Raw genomic sequence first — 16,339 nt, forward strand, 5'->3', positions numbered from 1 at the left:
TCACTTATTTTCATCGTCTTTATCTTGCTTTTTCTTTTGTACACATTTTCTGATTACAAATGCCAAAAGGCCAAGAACTACCGTTGCGCCCCCAATCGCAAGCGGTACAAAATAATACTCGTTATTATTTTTCAACTTTTGAATATTAATGCCAATTTCATTGAGCTTTTGCTCGTTTGTTTTTTCAATATTAGAAGTTGATGTTGTAATTTCTTCAACATAATCGTTTGCCGTTTTTTGCCTTGTTACCTCGGCTGAAGTTGACGAAACGGTAAAATCGCATTGCTTGTAAATTTCATCGTTTGCACAAACAACAACGGTTGCCGTGCCTTCGCCTATAGCTTTAATTTCGCCGCCTTTTTCTATTTGAATAACGCCCTCTTCGTCACAAAAATATCCCACAACGGCAGTTGCGTTAAGCGGTTCAAGAGTGTATCCGAGTTCTACACTGTCGCCAACCTCAAGATTTGTTGTTGAAGCGTAAATTTCCATATCCTGTGCAGGAACATTCTTGGACTTTGTTGTCTTTTGCTTTGTGGTTGTTTCAGGCTTGGCGGTTGTTGTTGCTGTTGTGGTTGCCTGAGTTGTCGTCACCTTTTTTTTGGTGGTTTTTTGCTTTGTTGTTGCAGTTGTTTTGGCAGTTGTGACTTTCTTCGTTGCTGTCACAGCCTTTTTAGTGGTTGTCGGTTTCTTCGTGGTTACAGCCTTTTTTGTTGTGGTAACTTTTTTTGTGGTTGTTGCCTTTTTTGTAGTAGTCTGTTTAACCGTACCGTTTTTTGCCAAAGAAGTATAATCGGGATTTCCGTAGCCCATAATGGCGGAAATATTGTTATACGGCTTTGAACCGGTTGTTGTATACTTTCTTGCCTTAACCTTACCCGAACAGTTACCCTCTACGGTATAAACAGTGCTTCCGTCGATATAATCAACCAATCCGACATGCTGACTTGAGCCGTTACCCGACCAGTCAAAAAATATCAAGTCGCCTTTTTTCGGAGTGTATCCGGACTCACGAGTGTGGTATCTGTCACGGTTTTTATACCAACTGATCATAGAATTGCAGTTGCCGCCGCTCGGAACAATACTTTTATACATTGCAACATCAAGGTTATTGCCGGCTTTGTTAAAGCACCAAAGCACAAAGGTTGTACACCATCCGCCTTGATAGCCGTACCATTCGCCGTACTTACAATATGAACTTGTACCTGTATACCCAACCTCACCATTGGCAACATCAAGCACTTCGCTTTGCATATCACTCACAGATGCGGCATAAGTGTTTACCGGCACGGCACCGAACATCAAAACCGCAACAAGCAAAACAGATATAATTTTTTGTAATCGTTTCATACATCCACCATTAAAATATATAATTAGACATAAAATTATTTTTACCGTTTTAATTATAACTGCACGCTTGACAAAAATCAACCGTATTTTTCATTATTTACAATTTACATATTGATTTTTGATATTTGAAGTACTATAATAGCACCGCACTGTATCCGAAGAGAAAAATATCTTTCTCGGCTAAAGCGATTTTATGTGTTATTCGCAGGGCTTTGGAACAGTAGCAGAAAGGAAAATTGAATATGAAAAACACAAAAACACAAAAGATAGTGGGCATAGGTCTTTTCACCGCTATCATAGTTGCCCTCCAGCTTCTTGCGGCATCTATCAAATTCGGACCGTTTTCAATCACATTGGTGCTTGCACCTATCGTTATCGGCTCTGCTCTTTACGGCATTGGCGCGGGAGCATGGCTCGGTGCTGCATTTGGCGTAAGCGTTCTTATCAGTGGTGATGCGGCAGCATTTATGACCATCAACCCGGCAGGCACAGTGGTTACCGTATTGCTCAAAGGCTTGCTTGCAGGTCTTGTTGCAGGATTGATTTACAAAGCACTTGAAAAGAAGAACAAAACCTTCGCGGTTGTTTTGGCAGGTATTGCCTGCCCGATAGTCAACACAGGCATATTCCTTGCAGGTTGCTATCTCTTCTTCCAAGAATGGTTGGTTTCTGTATTCGGCACAACAGGTTTTGCAACCGTTGTAACCGGTCTTGTGTCAGTTAACTTCGCCGTTGAACTCGGCATCAATATGGTTTTGGCTTCTGTTATTGTAAGAGTTATCGACATCGGCAAAAAACAATTAAAGAAAAATTCATAAAACATAAAACATAATACATAAATACCGACTTTGCACAGGTCGGTATTTTTTATTGTTGTGTAAACGGCAGAAAAATGTTATAATATCTACAATAAAACAAAAATCGGTGGAAAAAATGAAATACGAAAACGAAAAAGAAAAAGACAGAGATTACAAAACAAATGACAACCTCGTTATCGGCAGAAATGCCGTAACAGAGCTTCTCAAAAGCAACAGAGAGGTTGAAAACGTACTTATAGCCAAGGGCGAACATGAAGGTTCAATCAACAGAATAATCGCTCTTTGCAAAGAAAAGAAAATCGTTATCAAAAATGTTGACAGAAAAAAACTTGACTTTTTAGCTCCGGGCGGCAACCATCAGGGTGTTGTTGCAAATGTGCCGGCACACGAGTATTCAACTGTTGACGAAATACTTGCATACGCAGAAGAAAAAGGCGAAGCACCGTTTATCATAATGTGCGACGAAATTGAGGACAGCCACAACCTCGGCGCAATCATCAGAACAGCCGAAGCTTGCGGTGCACACGGTATAATCATTCCTAAAAGGCGGAATGTAGGTCTTAACTTTATCGTTGCAAAAACAAGCTGCGGAGCACTTGAATATATGAAAGTTGCAAGAGTTACAAACCTTGCATCAACCATTGACGAACTGAAAAAGAAAAACATTTGGGTTTATGCCGCAGATATGGACGGTCAGCGTTGGGACAAGACCGATTTTTCGGGCGGTGCATGCCTTGTTGTGGGCAACGAGGGTGACGGAGTAGGCAGACTCATCAAAGAAAAATGTGATGTTACCGTCAGCTTGCCTATGCTCGGCAAAGTAAACAGCCTGAACGCATCGGTTGCGGCAGGCATATTAATGTACGAAATTGCAAGACAACGACTTGATAAGTAGGAGAAACAATGAGCGACAGCAACCTTTCGATTGACGAAATCATCAAAAGAGCGGAAATAATCAAAGCACAGGCTGAACAGCAGTTAAAGGACGCCCAAAAGAATTTGGACGAAATGGCTCGTTCGGCTATTGACGAGGTTACGGTTGACAGCGAAGCAGTTATGAAAAAGGTTGAGGAACTCAGCGACGAAGAAGCGGATGTCAAAGAATTCATTCCGTCCAAATCAAAAAAGACATCGGACAAAACAATAGCTTTTCCAAAGTTCAACAAGAAAAAGCAGGACAATTCCGATAACGACATAAAAGAACATAATGCAGAAAATATCAAGATTATCGACAAAACCATCGTTATAGGCTGCGAGGAAGAAGACATTTTTGAAAAACCGATTATTCCAAGTGACAAAACGCGTCCTGTTATTCTCACGCCTAAAAGTGAAGAAAAAAGTCCGGACAGATTGCAAGAGGTTCCTACAATCGTAGCAAGAGAAAACCTCGGCAAATATCTTGAAGGCACGGATGACGATAACGAGGAAACCGGCATACAGATATGTTTTGAGGGCTTTGATGACGAAACGGAAGAAGTGCCTACGATAGATGAAGAAGTTGCCGAAAAAATCCTGATTGAGCAAAGAAAAGAAAAAGTAAACAAATTCAGACTTTTCGGTCCGGACGAAACGGACACCGAACTCGGCGACAAAGAATTTGAAGAAAAAGACTACAAAACAAAAGACGACAGGCAGGCAATCCTTACCTCCCTGTTAAAGAAAAAAACCACAGTCGGCATACAAACAATTATTTCCGTTGTGATTTTTGTATTGCTTCTTTTGATGACGGTATTCAAAGACACCGAATATTTGCCGCAAATCATTGCAGAAAACGAAAAATATTTTATTACCGCATCGGTGCTGACACTTTTAACCGTAGCGGCAAACTTTAATATTTTTTTGCACGGCTTCAATTTTAAAAAAGGAATCAACACCGATTTTGCGGTTTCAGTTCTCAGCTTAGCCGTAGCGGCACAAACCGTAGCATTTGCATTTCACGAGGATTTATGGCTGAACAACGGAATTTTTCTCGGTTCGGCACTTGCATTTGCCTATGTTTTGGCATTACTTGGAAAAAGACAGATACTTATAAGAATAATTGACAATTTTGATTTTATCATCAACAGCGGAGAAACCTATTGCCTTGAAAACATTGCAAATGTGCTTGATGTAAAGGTTCTTTGCCGAGGCAACATCGATGAGGAAGACGCAATAATCAAAACAAGCGTTAAAACCGATTTGCCTACAAATTTTATGGAAATAAGTTGCAAAAGCGAACCGTCGGACAAAACGGCACGAGTTATTACACCGATAACGATTTTATTAAGCGGGCTTTTGCTTGTTGTTATCGGATTAAAGGACAATTTTGCAACAGGAATAAACATTGCCGCTTGTGCTTTGACAATTTCGACCCCGATTTCGCTTTTATACATTATGAACGGAATCCTAACCGACATATCGGCAGAGCTTGACAAATACGGTGCAAGAGTGTGCGGCTTTGAGGGTGCACAAATGGCGGCTTCCACTGATGCGGTTGTGCTTGAAGCGGCAAATCTTTTTGGCACCCACGGATGTGATTTGCACGGAATCAAAGTGTTTAACAACACAAAAATCGACGATGCAATCATTTATGCGGCGGCTGTTATCATCAAAACAAAGAGTCCGCTTGCACATGTTTTTGACGATGTTATCATAGGCAAGCAATCGATTTTGCCAAAGGTTGACAGCGTACAATACGAAGAACAAATGGGCACATCTGCGTGGGTATATCACAAAAAGGTACTTGTAGGCAACAGGAACCTACTCATTAATCACGGTGTTAATGTGCCTAAAATGAGTTTTGAACAAAAATACACCCGACGAAACAGGAAGGCACTTTATCTTGCGGTTGACGGCAAAATTTTGGCAATGTTTGTTGTGTCATACAGTGCCGATCCGGACCTGAAAAGAGAGCTTACAAAACTTGAAAAAACAGGCATTACACTGATAGTAAAGAGCAGCGACCCTTACATCAATGAAGAAAGCCTTGCAAATCTGTTTGACCTGCCTAAAGGCTACATCAGGGTTATGAACCGTCAGGCGGCAAGAGTGTTTGAAAAATATTCGGATATGCAAGTAGAAAAGTCTCCGGCATATGTTGTACACAACGGCACGGCAAAAGGTCTTATTTCATCAATGCGAGGAGCACTCAATGTCATTGCTTCAAAAAAAATCGTTGCTTTTTTGACATCATTCGGTTGTGCTCTCGGTTTTGCAACCGTAGCATTTCTCGGAATTATCGGATGGTACAGCCAAATCACCGACACGGCAATCATTATCAGTCAGGCGGTATGGGGCATATTTACCCTTGCTGTTTCAAAATTAAAGCGGATAAGCTTTTAACAAATATTGACAACTCAAACAATTTTTAATATAATAAAATCCACAAAATAATTATAAAGGCAGATAACCTAATGAGTTTTAGAATTATTGCAGACAGCTGTTGTGACAAAACAGAGAGAATGAAAAATTGGAACAATATCACCTTTGTTCCGCTCACACTTAGCATTGACAACTATACTATACAAGATGACGAAAATTTTGACCAAGACGATTTTATCAGAAGAACCCTTGAATCAAAAAATGTTCCAAAAACAGCATGTCCGTCACCGGAAGCATTTGCAAGTGCAATGGATTGTGACGAGGACGACATCTATGTTTTGACAATTACAGACAAACTTTCGGGCACATACAACAGTGCTCTTCAAGGCAAAATGCTTTTTGAAGAAGAACATCCGGGCAAAAATGTTCATGTATTCAATTCTCTTGCAACATCAGGACTTGAAAGCCTGATTGCAGAAAAAATTAAAGAACTCGGCGACAACGGTGCAGATTTTGAAACAATAGTTTCCACTGTTGAAGATTTTATTGTTAACCACACAGCACTTTATTTTTGCCTTGAAACATTCGATGTTCTCAACCAAAACGGCAGACTTTACGCTATGGCTGCAACAATCCTCAAAAAAATCAAGCTCAAGTTAATCTGCGAAAGAACACAAGAGGGTTCTGTAAAACTTGCAGGTCAGGAATTCAGCTCAAACAGAGCACTTATTAAAATGGCAAGCATCATAGCAGGTGAAGTTAAGGATAAAAACCCGAGCGAGCAAAGAATCATACTTTCCCATGTTTGTTGTGAGGACAAAGCAAAACTTGTTGCCGACAAACTCAAGGATGTAGGCTTCGGCTCGATTGAAATCGTTAAGGCAAGCGGGCTCAATTCAACATATGCCGCAAACGGCGGACTTCTCGTATCATTCACAAAATAAACAAAATCCCCTGTCGTCTGTTCGGCAGGGATATTTTTAACTATGAGAATAATTGACTTTAACATAACTGAAAAAGACAGCGGCAAGCAAATAAAAACTTTTTTAAGGGAATTCGGAGTTTCGTCATCGCTTTTGACAAAACTGAAGCATACCGAAAACGGAATAACAAAAAACGGTGTTTTTGCAAAAACGATTGAAGGACTTGTAACCGGAGATGTGTTAACAATCAAAATTGAAAATTCGGGTCATATTGCCCGACCTATGGCGGCGGATATAGAAATTCCGTACGAGGATGAGGACATAATAGTGCTAAACAAGCCTCCGCTTATGCCCGTGCACGAAAGCAGAAATCATATCGGCGACACGCTGTCAAACTTTGTGGCATATCATTGCGGAGAAGATATGGCTTTCAGGGCGGTATACCGACTCGACCGTGACACAAGCGGACTTGTGCTTGTTGCAAAAAACGAACTTGCGGCGGCAAAGCTTGCGGGCAAAATCAAAAAAGATTACTATGCCGTTGTAGGCGGAATTATAAAAAACGACGGAATTGTAAATGCTCCGATTGCACGATGCGGCAACAGCATAATAAAACGCAAGGTGGATGAAAACGGAGAAACTGCAATAACCGAATACTTCCCTGTAAAATCAAACAGCAAATGTACACTTGTAAGATTTAATCTCAAAACAGGCAGAACACACCAAATCAGAGTGCATATGGAGCATATAGGACACAGCCTGCTCGGTGACAGCTTATACGGTGGCGACTGTTCAAACATAAGCAGGCAAGCTTTACACTGTAAAGACATTTACTTTACACATCCGATCAGTGAAAATCCGATGTTCATATCGTGTGAATTGCCGTACGACATAAAAAATCTTGTATAATTTTTAATTCAATATAGAAAAAGCATACAAAATGTGGTAAAATAGCATTAATTTAAATATATACGGAGGGATAAGTATGAAAATCAATCCAAGTGCAGATATTGATTACAATATTTTAGAGGAAGGCATTTACCTTTACAAAATAAATGACGATATCACAACATATGACATAAGAATGAAAGCACCGAACAAAGAACAGGTGCTCACAAATTCCGCTCTTCATACCATAGAGCATATAATCAACACCTATCTTGAAACGGTTGAATTTGCCGACAACATTATTTTCTTCGGTCCTATGGGAAGCAGAACGGGATTTTACCTGCTTACAAAAAATCTCAGCGACAAGTATTCAATCGAACTTATCAAAAATGCGTTTAACTATGTTATCGAATTTTGGGGCAGAATACCTAAAGCATCACCTAACGAATGCGGCAACTGCCTTGAACACAATCTTCCGCAAGCCAAGGAAGAAGCAAAGCACTTTTTGAATGTAATCAAAGATTGGACAAAGGACGACCTTGCATACCCTGTTGCACCGCCTAAAGAAGACGATGACACAGTTGAATAATTCTGTTGACTAACTTTTAAAGTTATGATAGTATACAACTAAGTCGAAAGACTAATAATAAAATATCGAAAGGAAGTTTTTAATATGGAAATAACAAAGCAAACAACAATGGGCGATATGATCGAATTTGACAGAGGAATCGCCGTTATTCTTATGGAAGCGGGTATGCACTGCGTAGGCTGCCCTGCATCAATCGGAGAATCACTTGAGGAGGCTTGTCAGGTACACGGTCTTGATTCCGACAAAGTTTTGAAGGATATTCAGGATTACCTGGCTAATAAAGAAAACGATGAAAAATAAAAAAGTACTGCAAATTATACTTGCAATAATCGTGATAATCGCGGCTGTTGTTGTAATTGTTTTGGCAGTAAAATCCGGCTCAAACAAAAAGCCGACCGAAGCAACCGAAACCGTTTCGGTTGAAACCACAGTGCCTGCAACCTCACCGACAGCCGGGGCAACACAAATTCAAAGCACAACCAAAAACGCAGAGCCGTCAGTTGCCGAATTGCCAAAAGCAATTCAAGGCAAATATTGGTACCTTTACGATGACGACAAGCTCACCGTTTATGCTTTTGAATTTGACAAAAACAATCAGGTTAACCTTGCATATTTCGGAAGCGAAACCATCAAGGGACTTGATGCGGAATACACAAAAGGCTACAGCGTTTATTCATATTCCGACGGCAAAGTAACAATCAAGGATCTGCCTGACGAATTCCCTATTTCTTCTTTCACCTTTGACATCAAAAATAACAAGGTTTATGACGGTAAAACAGAACTTGAAGAAATGGACGATTTAAGTTTAGACAACGCTTTAAGACACTTTGTATAACAAAAAATCGTGATTGCGTTTAAGCAGTCACGATTTTCTTTTATTTGATAAATCTTTAAATGCCGAAACAAAAGTTGTTGTTATAAATATTGCACAAAGAAGCCAGCTTATAGGCTCGGCACAAGCTATACCCTTATAGCCAAACGGTTTTGCAATGAAAAATGCCGCAAACACTTTTGAGAGCAATTCTATTGAACTCGACACAAGCGGTGCAATCCTTTTGCCTATGCCCTGAATTGCCGTACGCATAACATACAACACTCCGAGAGCCGGAAAAAACGGCATATTGATGTATAGATATGTTTTTGCCGTGTTGACAATCTCCCTATTTTGCGTGGAAGTGACAAAGTTAATCATCTGCGTGCAAAAAGCATAGACCAAAACAATAAATATGCCCGACATTACAAACTCCGACACAATTGACGATGTGACGGCTTTTTTTATTCTGTCTGTTTTGCCTGCACCAAAATTTTGGCTGACAAAAGTTGAGCATGCAGTTGAAACGGTAATCATAGGTTGCATAAACAATTCAACGATTTTGCGTGCGGCAAGATGACCTGCAATAACCGTTTTGCCCAATCCGTTGATTGCACTTTGCAAAATAAGCGAACCGATTGCAAAAATACAGTTCATCATAGCCATTGTAATACCTGCCGAAAACATTTCTTTGTAAAGAGGCGGATTAAAGGCATAGTTTTCTTTGGAAGTTTTGTACTTTTTATAAGACTTTACAATGGAGATTTGGCACAAAACGCAAGATATAAGCTGACTGACAACAGTTGCCAACGCAGTTCCCTTTACGCCCATTCCAAACGCCTTTATAAACAGCACATCAAGACCGATATTGCAAACGCTTGACACCACCAAAAACACAATAGGCGTAACGCTGTTGCCAAGTGCACGGAGAAGATTTGCCTGTGCATTGTAGCAAGCCATAACACCTGCACCGAGATAAACCGTAAATATATAAGAAAACGCATCCGTCATAATTTCATCAGGCGTTTTAAGGAGCACCAGTGCCGGCTTGAGCAACACAAACGACAAAAGAACGGCGACAACCGACAACATAGTATTCATCACAACGGTTGCGGCTATGCTGTTTTTTAGTTTTTCATCATCCTTTTCACCGAAAAAGCGTGCAATTATCAGCGAAAATCCACCGTTAAGCCCGCCGATAAAATACATCAAAAGCGAAAACAACGAACTGCTTGCACCGATTGCAGACAATGCGTCATCGCCCAAGAAATATCCTGCTATTGCCGTGTCGGCAAGATTGTATGCCTGCTGAAAGATGTTACCTAAAAATATAGGGAGTGCAAAAAGCAAAATTGATTTTGTAACACTTCCGTGCATCATATCAATATTTTTCTTCATTATTCAATAACCACCGTGACAATAGAATTTGAGCCGATTTCTATTTGATTTTTAAATTTGCCGTTGTATACTTCTTTAAGTTCATCGTCTTGCACAGAAGTAACGATTTGCATTTTATCAAAATCGCCGTCAACGGTAATGCTTTGACTTTCGCCCTCGTTTACGGCAACAAGCACGGTTTTGTTGTCGGGAGTCAAAAACGCAAACACATTAAAATCGTTGTTATCCTCACTCGGTCTGAAGCCGAAATCAAGCACAACGGAACCAACGGGAACAAATTTTGAAAAATGGGCAAAACCGTAATATCTTTTTGCCACATACCAATCGGAAAAATCAAATTCGGCGGTAATCATAGCGTCCGAATAATCAAATCCGTCCTCTTTAATCGAGAAATTATTAACAGCCACCCAAGAGGTCCAGCTGACGCAACCGGAATAAACAATATCCTGACCGATAATTCTTGCCGTTATAAGTGCTCCCTTAAAATCCTTTGTATGGCTTTTGTTGGGAAGTTCACACCATTCGCTCATATCAAAGCGAAGTGACGGATGAGTATCTACGCACAGTTCCTTAAATTCATATCTTTCTTCCGGTCGGTTATCGCTGTGATAAGAATGAACGGCAAAAACATCAAGCACTCTCATTATCATCTCATCAGCGGTGAGTGCTGCAAGATATTCAAAAGTTTTGCCGAGATACTGTCCGCTTTCGGGTCCGTAAAGTTTAACGGGCATATTCCTCAAAATTATCTCCTCGGCAAACATACGAAAAATCTCAACAAGCTCCTCGGTTTCATAATGGCAACCCTCCTGCCAAACAAAAGAACCGCCCCATTTCCATTGCGGCTCGTTAATCGGACTGATGTACTTTACGGGATAGCCCTCATCAAGAAAATGCTGTGCAACATCAAGAATATAATTAACAAACTTTTTGTAGTTCATTTTAGGTATATTGCAGGTGCTGTAAAGAAAACTTCCCGAAGCCTGACCCGTTGAACACTGCGAATAGTGCGGTGAGTTTGCAAACAAAATCAAAGTGTCGATATTACCGAGTTCAAGCGACTTTTTCATCATATTAACAGCGTTTGAATCTTTTGAAAAATCCCAGCTGAGTTCTTCGGTTTCTCTGTCATATTGCAAAAAACTCTCTGTAATTCTCCAAGGATTTTCAACTCTGTAATTATTCATATCGGTACCGCCGCCGATATTGTAGCGATATATATTAAGATTAAGCCCATCACTTCCGTAAAGCAAGTGTGCGATTTTATCCGCAGTTTCGCCTTTTGGGCAAGCCTGACTCCACCAGCAGGCAGAAGTTCCCCAGCCTTTTAAGGTATGACATTTTTCAGCATCTTTAAAATTTATTTCCATATTATCTCCTTTGCCGCAAAAACAATATAATTACAAAGACAGTATAATTTTTACATAATAAAATGTCAATTGAAATAGACAAATTAATAAAAACTTTGTATAATGAACATATGGAATATAAAATGATAGGTTTGGATTTGGACGGCACTTTGCTCAAAGACGACAAATCCATAGACGCAAAAACAAAAGAATATCTCGAAACACTTTCTGCAAACGGCGTACACATCGTGCCGATTACAGGCAGACCGCTCAGCGGAGTACCCGACTGTGTAAGGAACATCAAAGGCGTTGACTACATCATATCAAACAACGGCTCAAAAACCGTTTTGAATTCTACAAACGAAACTCTCTTTTCACTTGCAATGGACAACGCAACAAGCAAAAGGGTTATTGAAGCCGTTAAACAAACAGGTGCGATTTTTGAAGTGTTTTTAAATCACTACGGCTACTGTGAAAAATTTGTTTTTGACCACTACAAAAAGGTTTACACGGGCACTGTGCTTGGCGACTATATTTTTTCATCACGAAAACAAGTTGACAATCTTATGACCTTGTTTGATGACAAAAACGCAGAAGCTGACGAAGTTTTTATAATCTGCAAAGACAGTGACGACAGAGAAATTATAAAAGCACAGACCGACAAAATAAGCGGTATTCAGTATTGTATGCTTGCCGACAGATTTTTGGAAATCACCAAAAACGGAACTGACAAAGGCACCGCTCTTGAACTGCTTTGTAATCATCTGAAAATCGAGCTCGACAAAGTAATCGCATTTGGCGACGGCGAAAATGATTTGCAATTTTTGAACAAAGCCGGCACAGCAGTTGCAATGGGCAACGCAACCGACAGCGTAAAAGCCCAAGCAGATATAATCACCGACACCAACAACAATCAAGGCGTGCTGAAAGCATTAAAAAGCCTTATAAGATAACAAATAACCGTAAGGACAGATACAATCCTTACGGTTACAGACTGTCGATAAAGCTCCTGAAGCACGCCAATAAAATAAACCAACCGCTTAATGCCTCCCTTGTGTAAAGGGAGGTGGCAACACGAAGTGTTGAAGGAGGGATTGTAAAAATACCGCAAACATCGAGTTTGCGGTATTTTTGGCGTTTTTCGTTTTTTGCTCAGTCGAGGTACCATCGTACATCTTCCTTCGCAAGAAAACGAAATTCAGGACCTTTCTCAACAGCCTACAGCGTGTCGAAAACACTTTTTCGACACGCTAAAACCGTAAGGACAGATAATCCTTACGGTTATTTTTATACAAACATAATTTTTAAGGCGAACGCAGTTCGCCCCTACGATGTATTTTACAAATACGAATTCAAATTAATTAGGCGTATAAAGGTTTGCATACGGTCGGGAAGATGCCGGAACAAGCTTTTTGAAAGGCTTTGACATAATCTCATCATAGTCCTTATCAAAATACTTGCAATACTTTTTTACATATGTTTTAAGTTCTTTTTCGTCATCCTTTGTAAGCGATTCCGCATTAATGTTAGGTGCAAGATTTTCCTTTGGAAATTTGCCTCTAACAAAAATCTTGCCGCCGTGCATACCCGATGCACAGTGAGTGCCGAACAACTTTTCTCCCCTTTTCATATTAAGACCGAGGAGAACGATTGTCCCCCCTGCCATATACTCACCGAGAAACGAGCCTGCATTTTCGCCGATAACAAGAACCGGTCGCATCTGCCTAAACTCTTTCATATGAATACCGCCACGGCACGCAACATTGTCCTTGATATAAATCTGACCGTCACGCATACCGTAACCCATAGCATCACCGCTGTGACCGTGAACAACAATTTCACCGCCGCCCATCGTATTGCCAACAGCATCCTGACAGTTGCCGTAAACAACGATTTTGCCGCCGTTGAGATAACAAGCCATATCATTGCCCGGTGTGCCGTAAACCTCAATGGTTTTGCCCTCATCAAGAGCACAACCGATATATCTTTGACCGTTAACATCTTTAACGGTTGCCTTATTTTTCTTTTCTAATTCCTTTTTAATTTCGTCGTTAACATCTTCATAACGGCGAAGTCCTGCTTCTATCATTGCAATCCCTCCTTATTCGCCTGCATGCTTGATACCGAGAATTTCCAATTCTTTATCCGAAAGTCCGATACCTCTGAGCATAAGTCTGTTGCCACGGAGAGAGTCGATAGAGTTGATACCCATACCGCCCATAATTTCCTTGATTTCGTGATTCCAAGCATTGATAAGATTTACTACTCTCTTGCTTGCAACCTTTGGGTCAAGACGCTTTGTAAGTTCGGGACGCTGAGTTGCGATACCCCAATTACACTTACCTGTGTTACAGGTTTGGCACATATGACAACCCATTGCAATAAGAGCCGCCGAAGCGATATAGCAAGCGTCCGCACCGAGAGCGATAGCCTTAACAATATCGCTTGAACAACGGAACGAACCCGAAGCTACAAGAGAAACTTCTGAACGAATACCCTCATCACGAAGTCTTTGATCTGCCGCCGCAAGTGCAAGTTCAAGCGGAATACCAACATTGTCACGAATACGGGTAGGAGCGGCACCTGTACCGCCTCTGAAACCGTCAATAACAACAATATCGGCACCGGCTCTTGCAACACCCGAAGCGATAGCCGCAATGTTATGAACAGCCGCAATTTTAACGGCAACGGGTTTTTGATTGTTTGTAGCTTGTTTGAGCGACCAAATAAGCTGACGCAAGTCCTCGATAGAATAAATATCGTGGTGAGGAGCAGGAGAAATAGCGTCACTGCCCTCAGGAATCATACGAGCATTTGAAACCTCAACGGTTACCTTTTCGCCCGGAAGGTGTCCGCCGATACCCGGCTTTGCACCCTGACCGATTTTTATTTCTATAAACTTTGAATTGTTAAGATAGTCCTTGTGAACACCGAATCTGCCCGATGCAACCTGAACAACGGCATAATCCGTAAAATCTTCAAGTGCCGGATGCAAACCGCCCTCACCTGTGTTGAAAAGGCTTCCGATTTCCTTTGCAGCCATGGCAAGAGATTTTTGTGCATTAAGACTGATTGAGCCAAACGACATTGCCGAAAACATAATAGGTGTTTCAAGAACAACCTGAGGCGGCATTTCTGTAATTGATTTGCCCTTTTTTTCAACTTCTAATTTCTTTGGCTTTCTGCCCAAAATTGCACGGATTTCCATAGGTTCACGAAGCGGGTCGATTGACGGGTTTGTAACCTGGGAAGCGTTAAGCAAAATTTTATCCCAATAAATCGGATAATCCTGCGGATTGCCCATTGCAGACAAGAGAGTTGAGCCCGTACTTGCCTGACGGCAAATCTCCTGCTGATAGCGAGGAGTCCAGTTTGCATTGTCACGATAATCGCAAACATATTTTTCTATGCGAAGTGCACCCACCGGGCACAAATCAACACATCTGTGGCAGGCAACGCAACCGTTTGAATTTGATATAACCGTCTTTTTGTCATCTGCAAAAAAGTGACATTCGTTTGAACACTGTGTAACACAAAGTCCGCAATTTGTACAAAGTGCCTTGTCACGAATAATATTAAAACGACGAGGAATATAATTGATTGCCATATCAGTATTCCTCCTTTTCATCTATTTCAAGAGGAACAAAAACAGGCTGTGCACCGCTGATTGACCAAACCTTTTCAGGGTCGGGACATACAACACGAATAGCCGATTCCTCGGAAGCAAAATACGCTCTGTCGCCCTTTGTTGCCGCCGTTAACGAACGAAGTTTAAGTCTGTCGTTAATAGCCAAAAGTCCCTTATTTGAACCGAGGATAACCGAAAACGGTCCGTTAACAAGTGCGCCGCTGTAAATTGCACGAAGATTTGTAAAATATTTTTTTCTCTCGTCGTCCATACGGTCTATTTCGTCCCATTCCGGAGCCGTAAGAACATCAGCCGCAACATCAATAGGAAGCTCGTGATGACGAAGCAAATGGTCAAACAGATATGTAATAACCTCTGTATCGGTTTGCATTGTACACTTATAACCGAACTGCTCAATGTATCTTCTGTTTGCGTCATAAGACGAGATTTCACCGTTGTGAACGATTGACCAATCAAGAATATTGAACGGATGAGCACCGCCCCACCAGCCCGGTGTATTGGTTGGAAATCTGCCGTGAGCCGTCCACAAATAGGCATCGTAATGGTCGAGCATAAAGAACTCGCCGACATCTTCGGGATAACCTACCGCTTTGAAGCATCCCATATTTTTACCCGACGAAAAGATGTAGGCACCGTCAAAGCTTGCGTTTACCTTTGTAACGCACTGAACAACATATTCCTGCTCATCCATACGGGCATCACGCATACGAACTCTGTTCGGCTTGCCGAAATAACGCCAAATATCAGGTCCGTTTTCTATAGATTCCACCTTTTTTGTAGGAATTCTTTCCGCAACATCCACATTAAAGTGTTTAAAGAGATACTCCTCGCACTTTTGACGGGCATCCTTTGTGTCATAAAACACATGAAATGCGTAATCGTCCTTGTGGTCGGGGTAAATTCCGTAAGCGGCAAATCCGCCGCCGAGACCGTTTGAACGGTCGTGCATTAATGCTATTGACTTGATAATTTCCGAGCCGTTAATCGGATTGCCTTTTTTATCAATGATAGCCGCAATGGCACAACCGCTCGGAATTCTTACCTGTCCTTCCTTCAGCATACATTTCCCTCCTAAAAGCATTTATATATCTAAGGATATTTTTATAATACTACTATGAATTTTATTGTTCAACAGTATAAAAAAATTTTGTAAAATCCGAAAAAAATTAAATATTTTCCACCTTCGTTTTTATGAAATTATACAAACGATTTGACAAAAAATTACAAGCAGGAGCAGTCAAAAACAGATGTGTATTTCTATCAA

At 40.9% G+C, this 16,339-nt stretch carries 15 protein-coding genes; 9 read left to right on the forward strand and 6 right to left on the reverse strand.

The features are described from left to right. Positions 1-1,350 (reverse strand): CHAP domain-containing protein, encoded by a 1,350-nt coding sequence (locus tag Q0E08_RS04065; RefSeq protein ID WP_294777267.1) that lies wholly within the window; start codon positions 1,348-1,350, stop codon positions 1-3. Between the two features lie 242 nt (positions 1,351-1,592). Here Q0E08_RS04065 and Q0E08_RS04070 point away from each other — a divergent pair, with 242 nt between their 5' ends. The 8 genes from Q0E08_RS04070 to Q0E08_RS04105 all read left to right on the forward strand — a co-directional run bounded on the left by Q0E08_RS04070 (position 1,593) and on the right by Q0E08_RS04105 (position 8,703). Beyond that, a complete protein-coding gene (locus tag Q0E08_RS04070) occupies positions 1,593-2,168 on the forward strand; it encodes an ECF transporter S component (protein WP_294777269.1) in 576 nt (191 codons plus the stop codon). 115 nt (positions 2,169-2,283) lie between these two features. Further along, positions 2,284-3,063 carry a 23S rRNA (guanosine(2251)-2'-O)-methyltransferase RlmB gene (gene rlmB / locus Q0E08_RS04075; RefSeq protein WP_294777271.1) on the forward strand — a complete coding sequence of 260 codons (780 nt, stop codon included), beginning with the start codon at positions 2,284-2,286 and terminating at the stop codon, positions 3,061-3,063. Positions 3,064-3,071: 8 nt separating this feature from the next. Then, entirely contained in the window at positions 3,072-5,489 is a 2,418-nt protein-coding gene (locus tag Q0E08_RS04080; RefSeq protein WP_294777273.1) for a hypothetical protein, read from the forward strand. Between the two features lie 71 nt (positions 5,490-5,560). Then, on the forward strand, positions 5,561-6,412 hold the full coding sequence (locus tag Q0E08_RS04085; RefSeq protein ID WP_294777275.1) for a DegV family protein: 852 nt from the start codon (positions 5,561-5,563) through the stop codon (positions 6,410-6,412). A gap of 42 nt (positions 6,413-6,454) precedes the next feature. Next, the gene (locus Q0E08_RS04090; protein ID WP_294777277.1) at positions 6,455-7,300 is read left to right on the forward strand and encodes an RluA family pseudouridine synthase; all 846 of its coding nucleotides are present in this window, start codon (positions 6,455-6,457) and stop codon (positions 7,298-7,300) included. A 76-nt stretch (positions 7,301-7,376) separates the two neighbouring features. After that, positions 7,377-7,868: an S-ribosylhomocysteine lyase gene (locus Q0E08_RS04095; RefSeq protein WP_294777279.1), complete on the forward strand. Its 492-nt coding sequence runs from the start codon at positions 7,377-7,379 to the stop codon at positions 7,866-7,868. 84 nt (positions 7,869-7,952) lie between these two features. After that, positions 7,953-8,168 (forward strand): DUF1858 domain-containing protein, encoded by a 216-nt coding sequence (locus tag Q0E08_RS04100; RefSeq protein ID WP_294777280.1) that lies wholly within the window; start codon positions 7,953-7,955, stop codon positions 8,166-8,168. Further along, positions 8,158-8,703: a hypothetical protein gene (locus tag Q0E08_RS04105; protein ID WP_294777281.1), complete on the forward strand. Its 546-nt coding sequence runs from the start codon at positions 8,158-8,160 to the stop codon at positions 8,701-8,703. The genes Q0E08_RS04100 and Q0E08_RS04105 overlap by 11 nt, the downstream gene beginning before the upstream one ends. 27 nt (positions 8,704-8,730) lie before the next feature. Here Q0E08_RS04105 and Q0E08_RS04110 read toward each other — a convergent pair whose 3' ends face one another. Then, positions 8,731-10,077 (reverse strand): MATE family efflux transporter, encoded by a 1,347-nt coding sequence (locus Q0E08_RS04110; protein ID WP_294777282.1) that lies wholly within the window; start codon positions 10,075-10,077, stop codon positions 8,731-8,733. After that, positions 10,077-11,447, reverse strand: coding sequence for a glycoside hydrolase (locus Q0E08_RS04115; protein ID WP_294777283.1), 1,371 nt, complete (start codon positions 11,445-11,447; stop codon positions 10,077-10,079). The genes Q0E08_RS04110 and Q0E08_RS04115 overlap by 1 nt, the downstream gene beginning before the upstream one ends. Positions 11,448-11,569: 122 nt before the next feature. Between Q0E08_RS04115 and Q0E08_RS04120 the strand changes: the two genes are divergently transcribed. Further along, positions 11,570-12,379, forward strand: a complete 810-nt coding sequence (locus Q0E08_RS04120) for a Cof-type HAD-IIB family hydrolase (protein WP_294777284.1) — start codon at positions 11,570-11,572, stop codon at positions 12,377-12,379. 404 nt (positions 12,380-12,783) lie between these two features. Here Q0E08_RS04120 and Q0E08_RS04125 read toward each other — a convergent pair whose 3' ends face one another. From Q0E08_RS04125 to Q0E08_RS04135, 3 genes are read right to left on the reverse strand one after another with little or no spacing between them, the layout of a single operon-like run. Further along, entirely contained in the window at positions 12,784-13,515 is a 732-nt protein-coding gene (locus Q0E08_RS04125; protein WP_294777285.1) for a glutamate synthase, read from the reverse strand. A gap of 12 nt (positions 13,516-13,527) precedes the next feature. Continuing rightward, positions 13,528-15,033, reverse strand: a complete 1,506-nt coding sequence (locus Q0E08_RS04130; protein WP_177665772.1) for a glutamate synthase-related protein — start codon at positions 15,031-15,033, stop codon at positions 13,528-13,530. 1 nt (position 15,034) lies between these two features. Then, positions 15,035-16,135: a glutamine amidotransferase family protein gene (locus Q0E08_RS04135; RefSeq protein WP_294777286.1), complete on the reverse strand. Its 1,101-nt coding sequence runs from the start codon at positions 16,133-16,135 to the stop codon at positions 15,035-15,037. Positions 16,136-16,339: the final 204 nt, after the last annotated feature.

The organism is uncultured Eubacterium sp. (assembly GCF_934561735.1).
In the GTDB taxonomy this organism is placed as follows: domain Bacteria; phylum Bacillota; class Clostridia; order Oscillospirales; family Acutalibacteraceae; genus Eubacterium_R.

Coding starts and splice junctions, on each gene's coding strand:
- Q0E08_RS04065 (WP_294777267.1), bottom strand. CDS start 1,350: ATGAAACGATTACAAAAAATTATATCTGTTTTGCTTGTTGCGGTTTTG.
- Q0E08_RS04070 (WP_294777269.1), top strand. CDS start 1,593: ATGAAAAACACAAAAACACAAAAGATAGTGGGCATAGGTCTTTTCACC.
- rlmB (WP_294777271.1), top strand. CDS start 2,284: ATGAAATACGAAAACGAAAAAGAAAAAGACAGAGATTACAAAACAAAT.
- Q0E08_RS04080 (WP_294777273.1), top strand. CDS start 3,072: ATGAGCGACAGCAACCTTTCGATTGACGAAATCATCAAAAGAGCGGAA.
- Q0E08_RS04085 (WP_294777275.1), top strand. CDS start 5,561: ATGAGTTTTAGAATTATTGCAGACAGCTGTTGTGACAAAACAGAGAGA.
- Q0E08_RS04090 (WP_294777277.1), top strand. CDS start 6,455: ATGAGAATAATTGACTTTAACATAACTGAAAAAGACAGCGGCAAGCAA.
- Q0E08_RS04095 (WP_294777279.1), top strand. CDS start 7,377: ATGAAAATCAATCCAAGTGCAGATATTGATTACAATATTTTAGAGGAA.
- Q0E08_RS04100 (WP_294777280.1), top strand. CDS start 7,953: ATGGAAATAACAAAGCAAACAACAATGGGCGATATGATCGAATTTGAC.
- Q0E08_RS04105 (WP_294777281.1), top strand. CDS start 8,158: ATGAAAAATAAAAAAGTACTGCAAATTATACTTGCAATAATCGTGATA.
- Q0E08_RS04110 (WP_294777282.1), bottom strand. CDS start 10,077: ATGAAGAAAAATATTGATATGATGCACGGAAGTGTTACAAAATCAATT.
- Q0E08_RS04115 (WP_294777283.1), bottom strand. CDS start 11,447: ATGGAAATAAATTTTAAAGATGCTGAAAAATGTCATACCTTAAAAGGC.
- Q0E08_RS04120 (WP_294777284.1), top strand. CDS start 11,570: ATGATAGGTTTGGATTTGGACGGCACTTTGCTCAAAGACGACAAATCC.
- Q0E08_RS04125 (WP_294777285.1), bottom strand. CDS start 13,515: ATGATAGAAGCAGGACTTCGCCGTTATGAAGATGTTAACGACGAAATT.
- Q0E08_RS04130 (WP_177665772.1), bottom strand. CDS start 15,033: ATGGCAATCAATTATATTCCTCGTCGTTTTAATATTATTCGTGACAAG.
- Q0E08_RS04135 (WP_294777286.1), bottom strand. CDS start 16,135: ATGCTGAAGGAAGGACAGGTAAGAATTCCGAGCGGTTGTGCCATTGCG.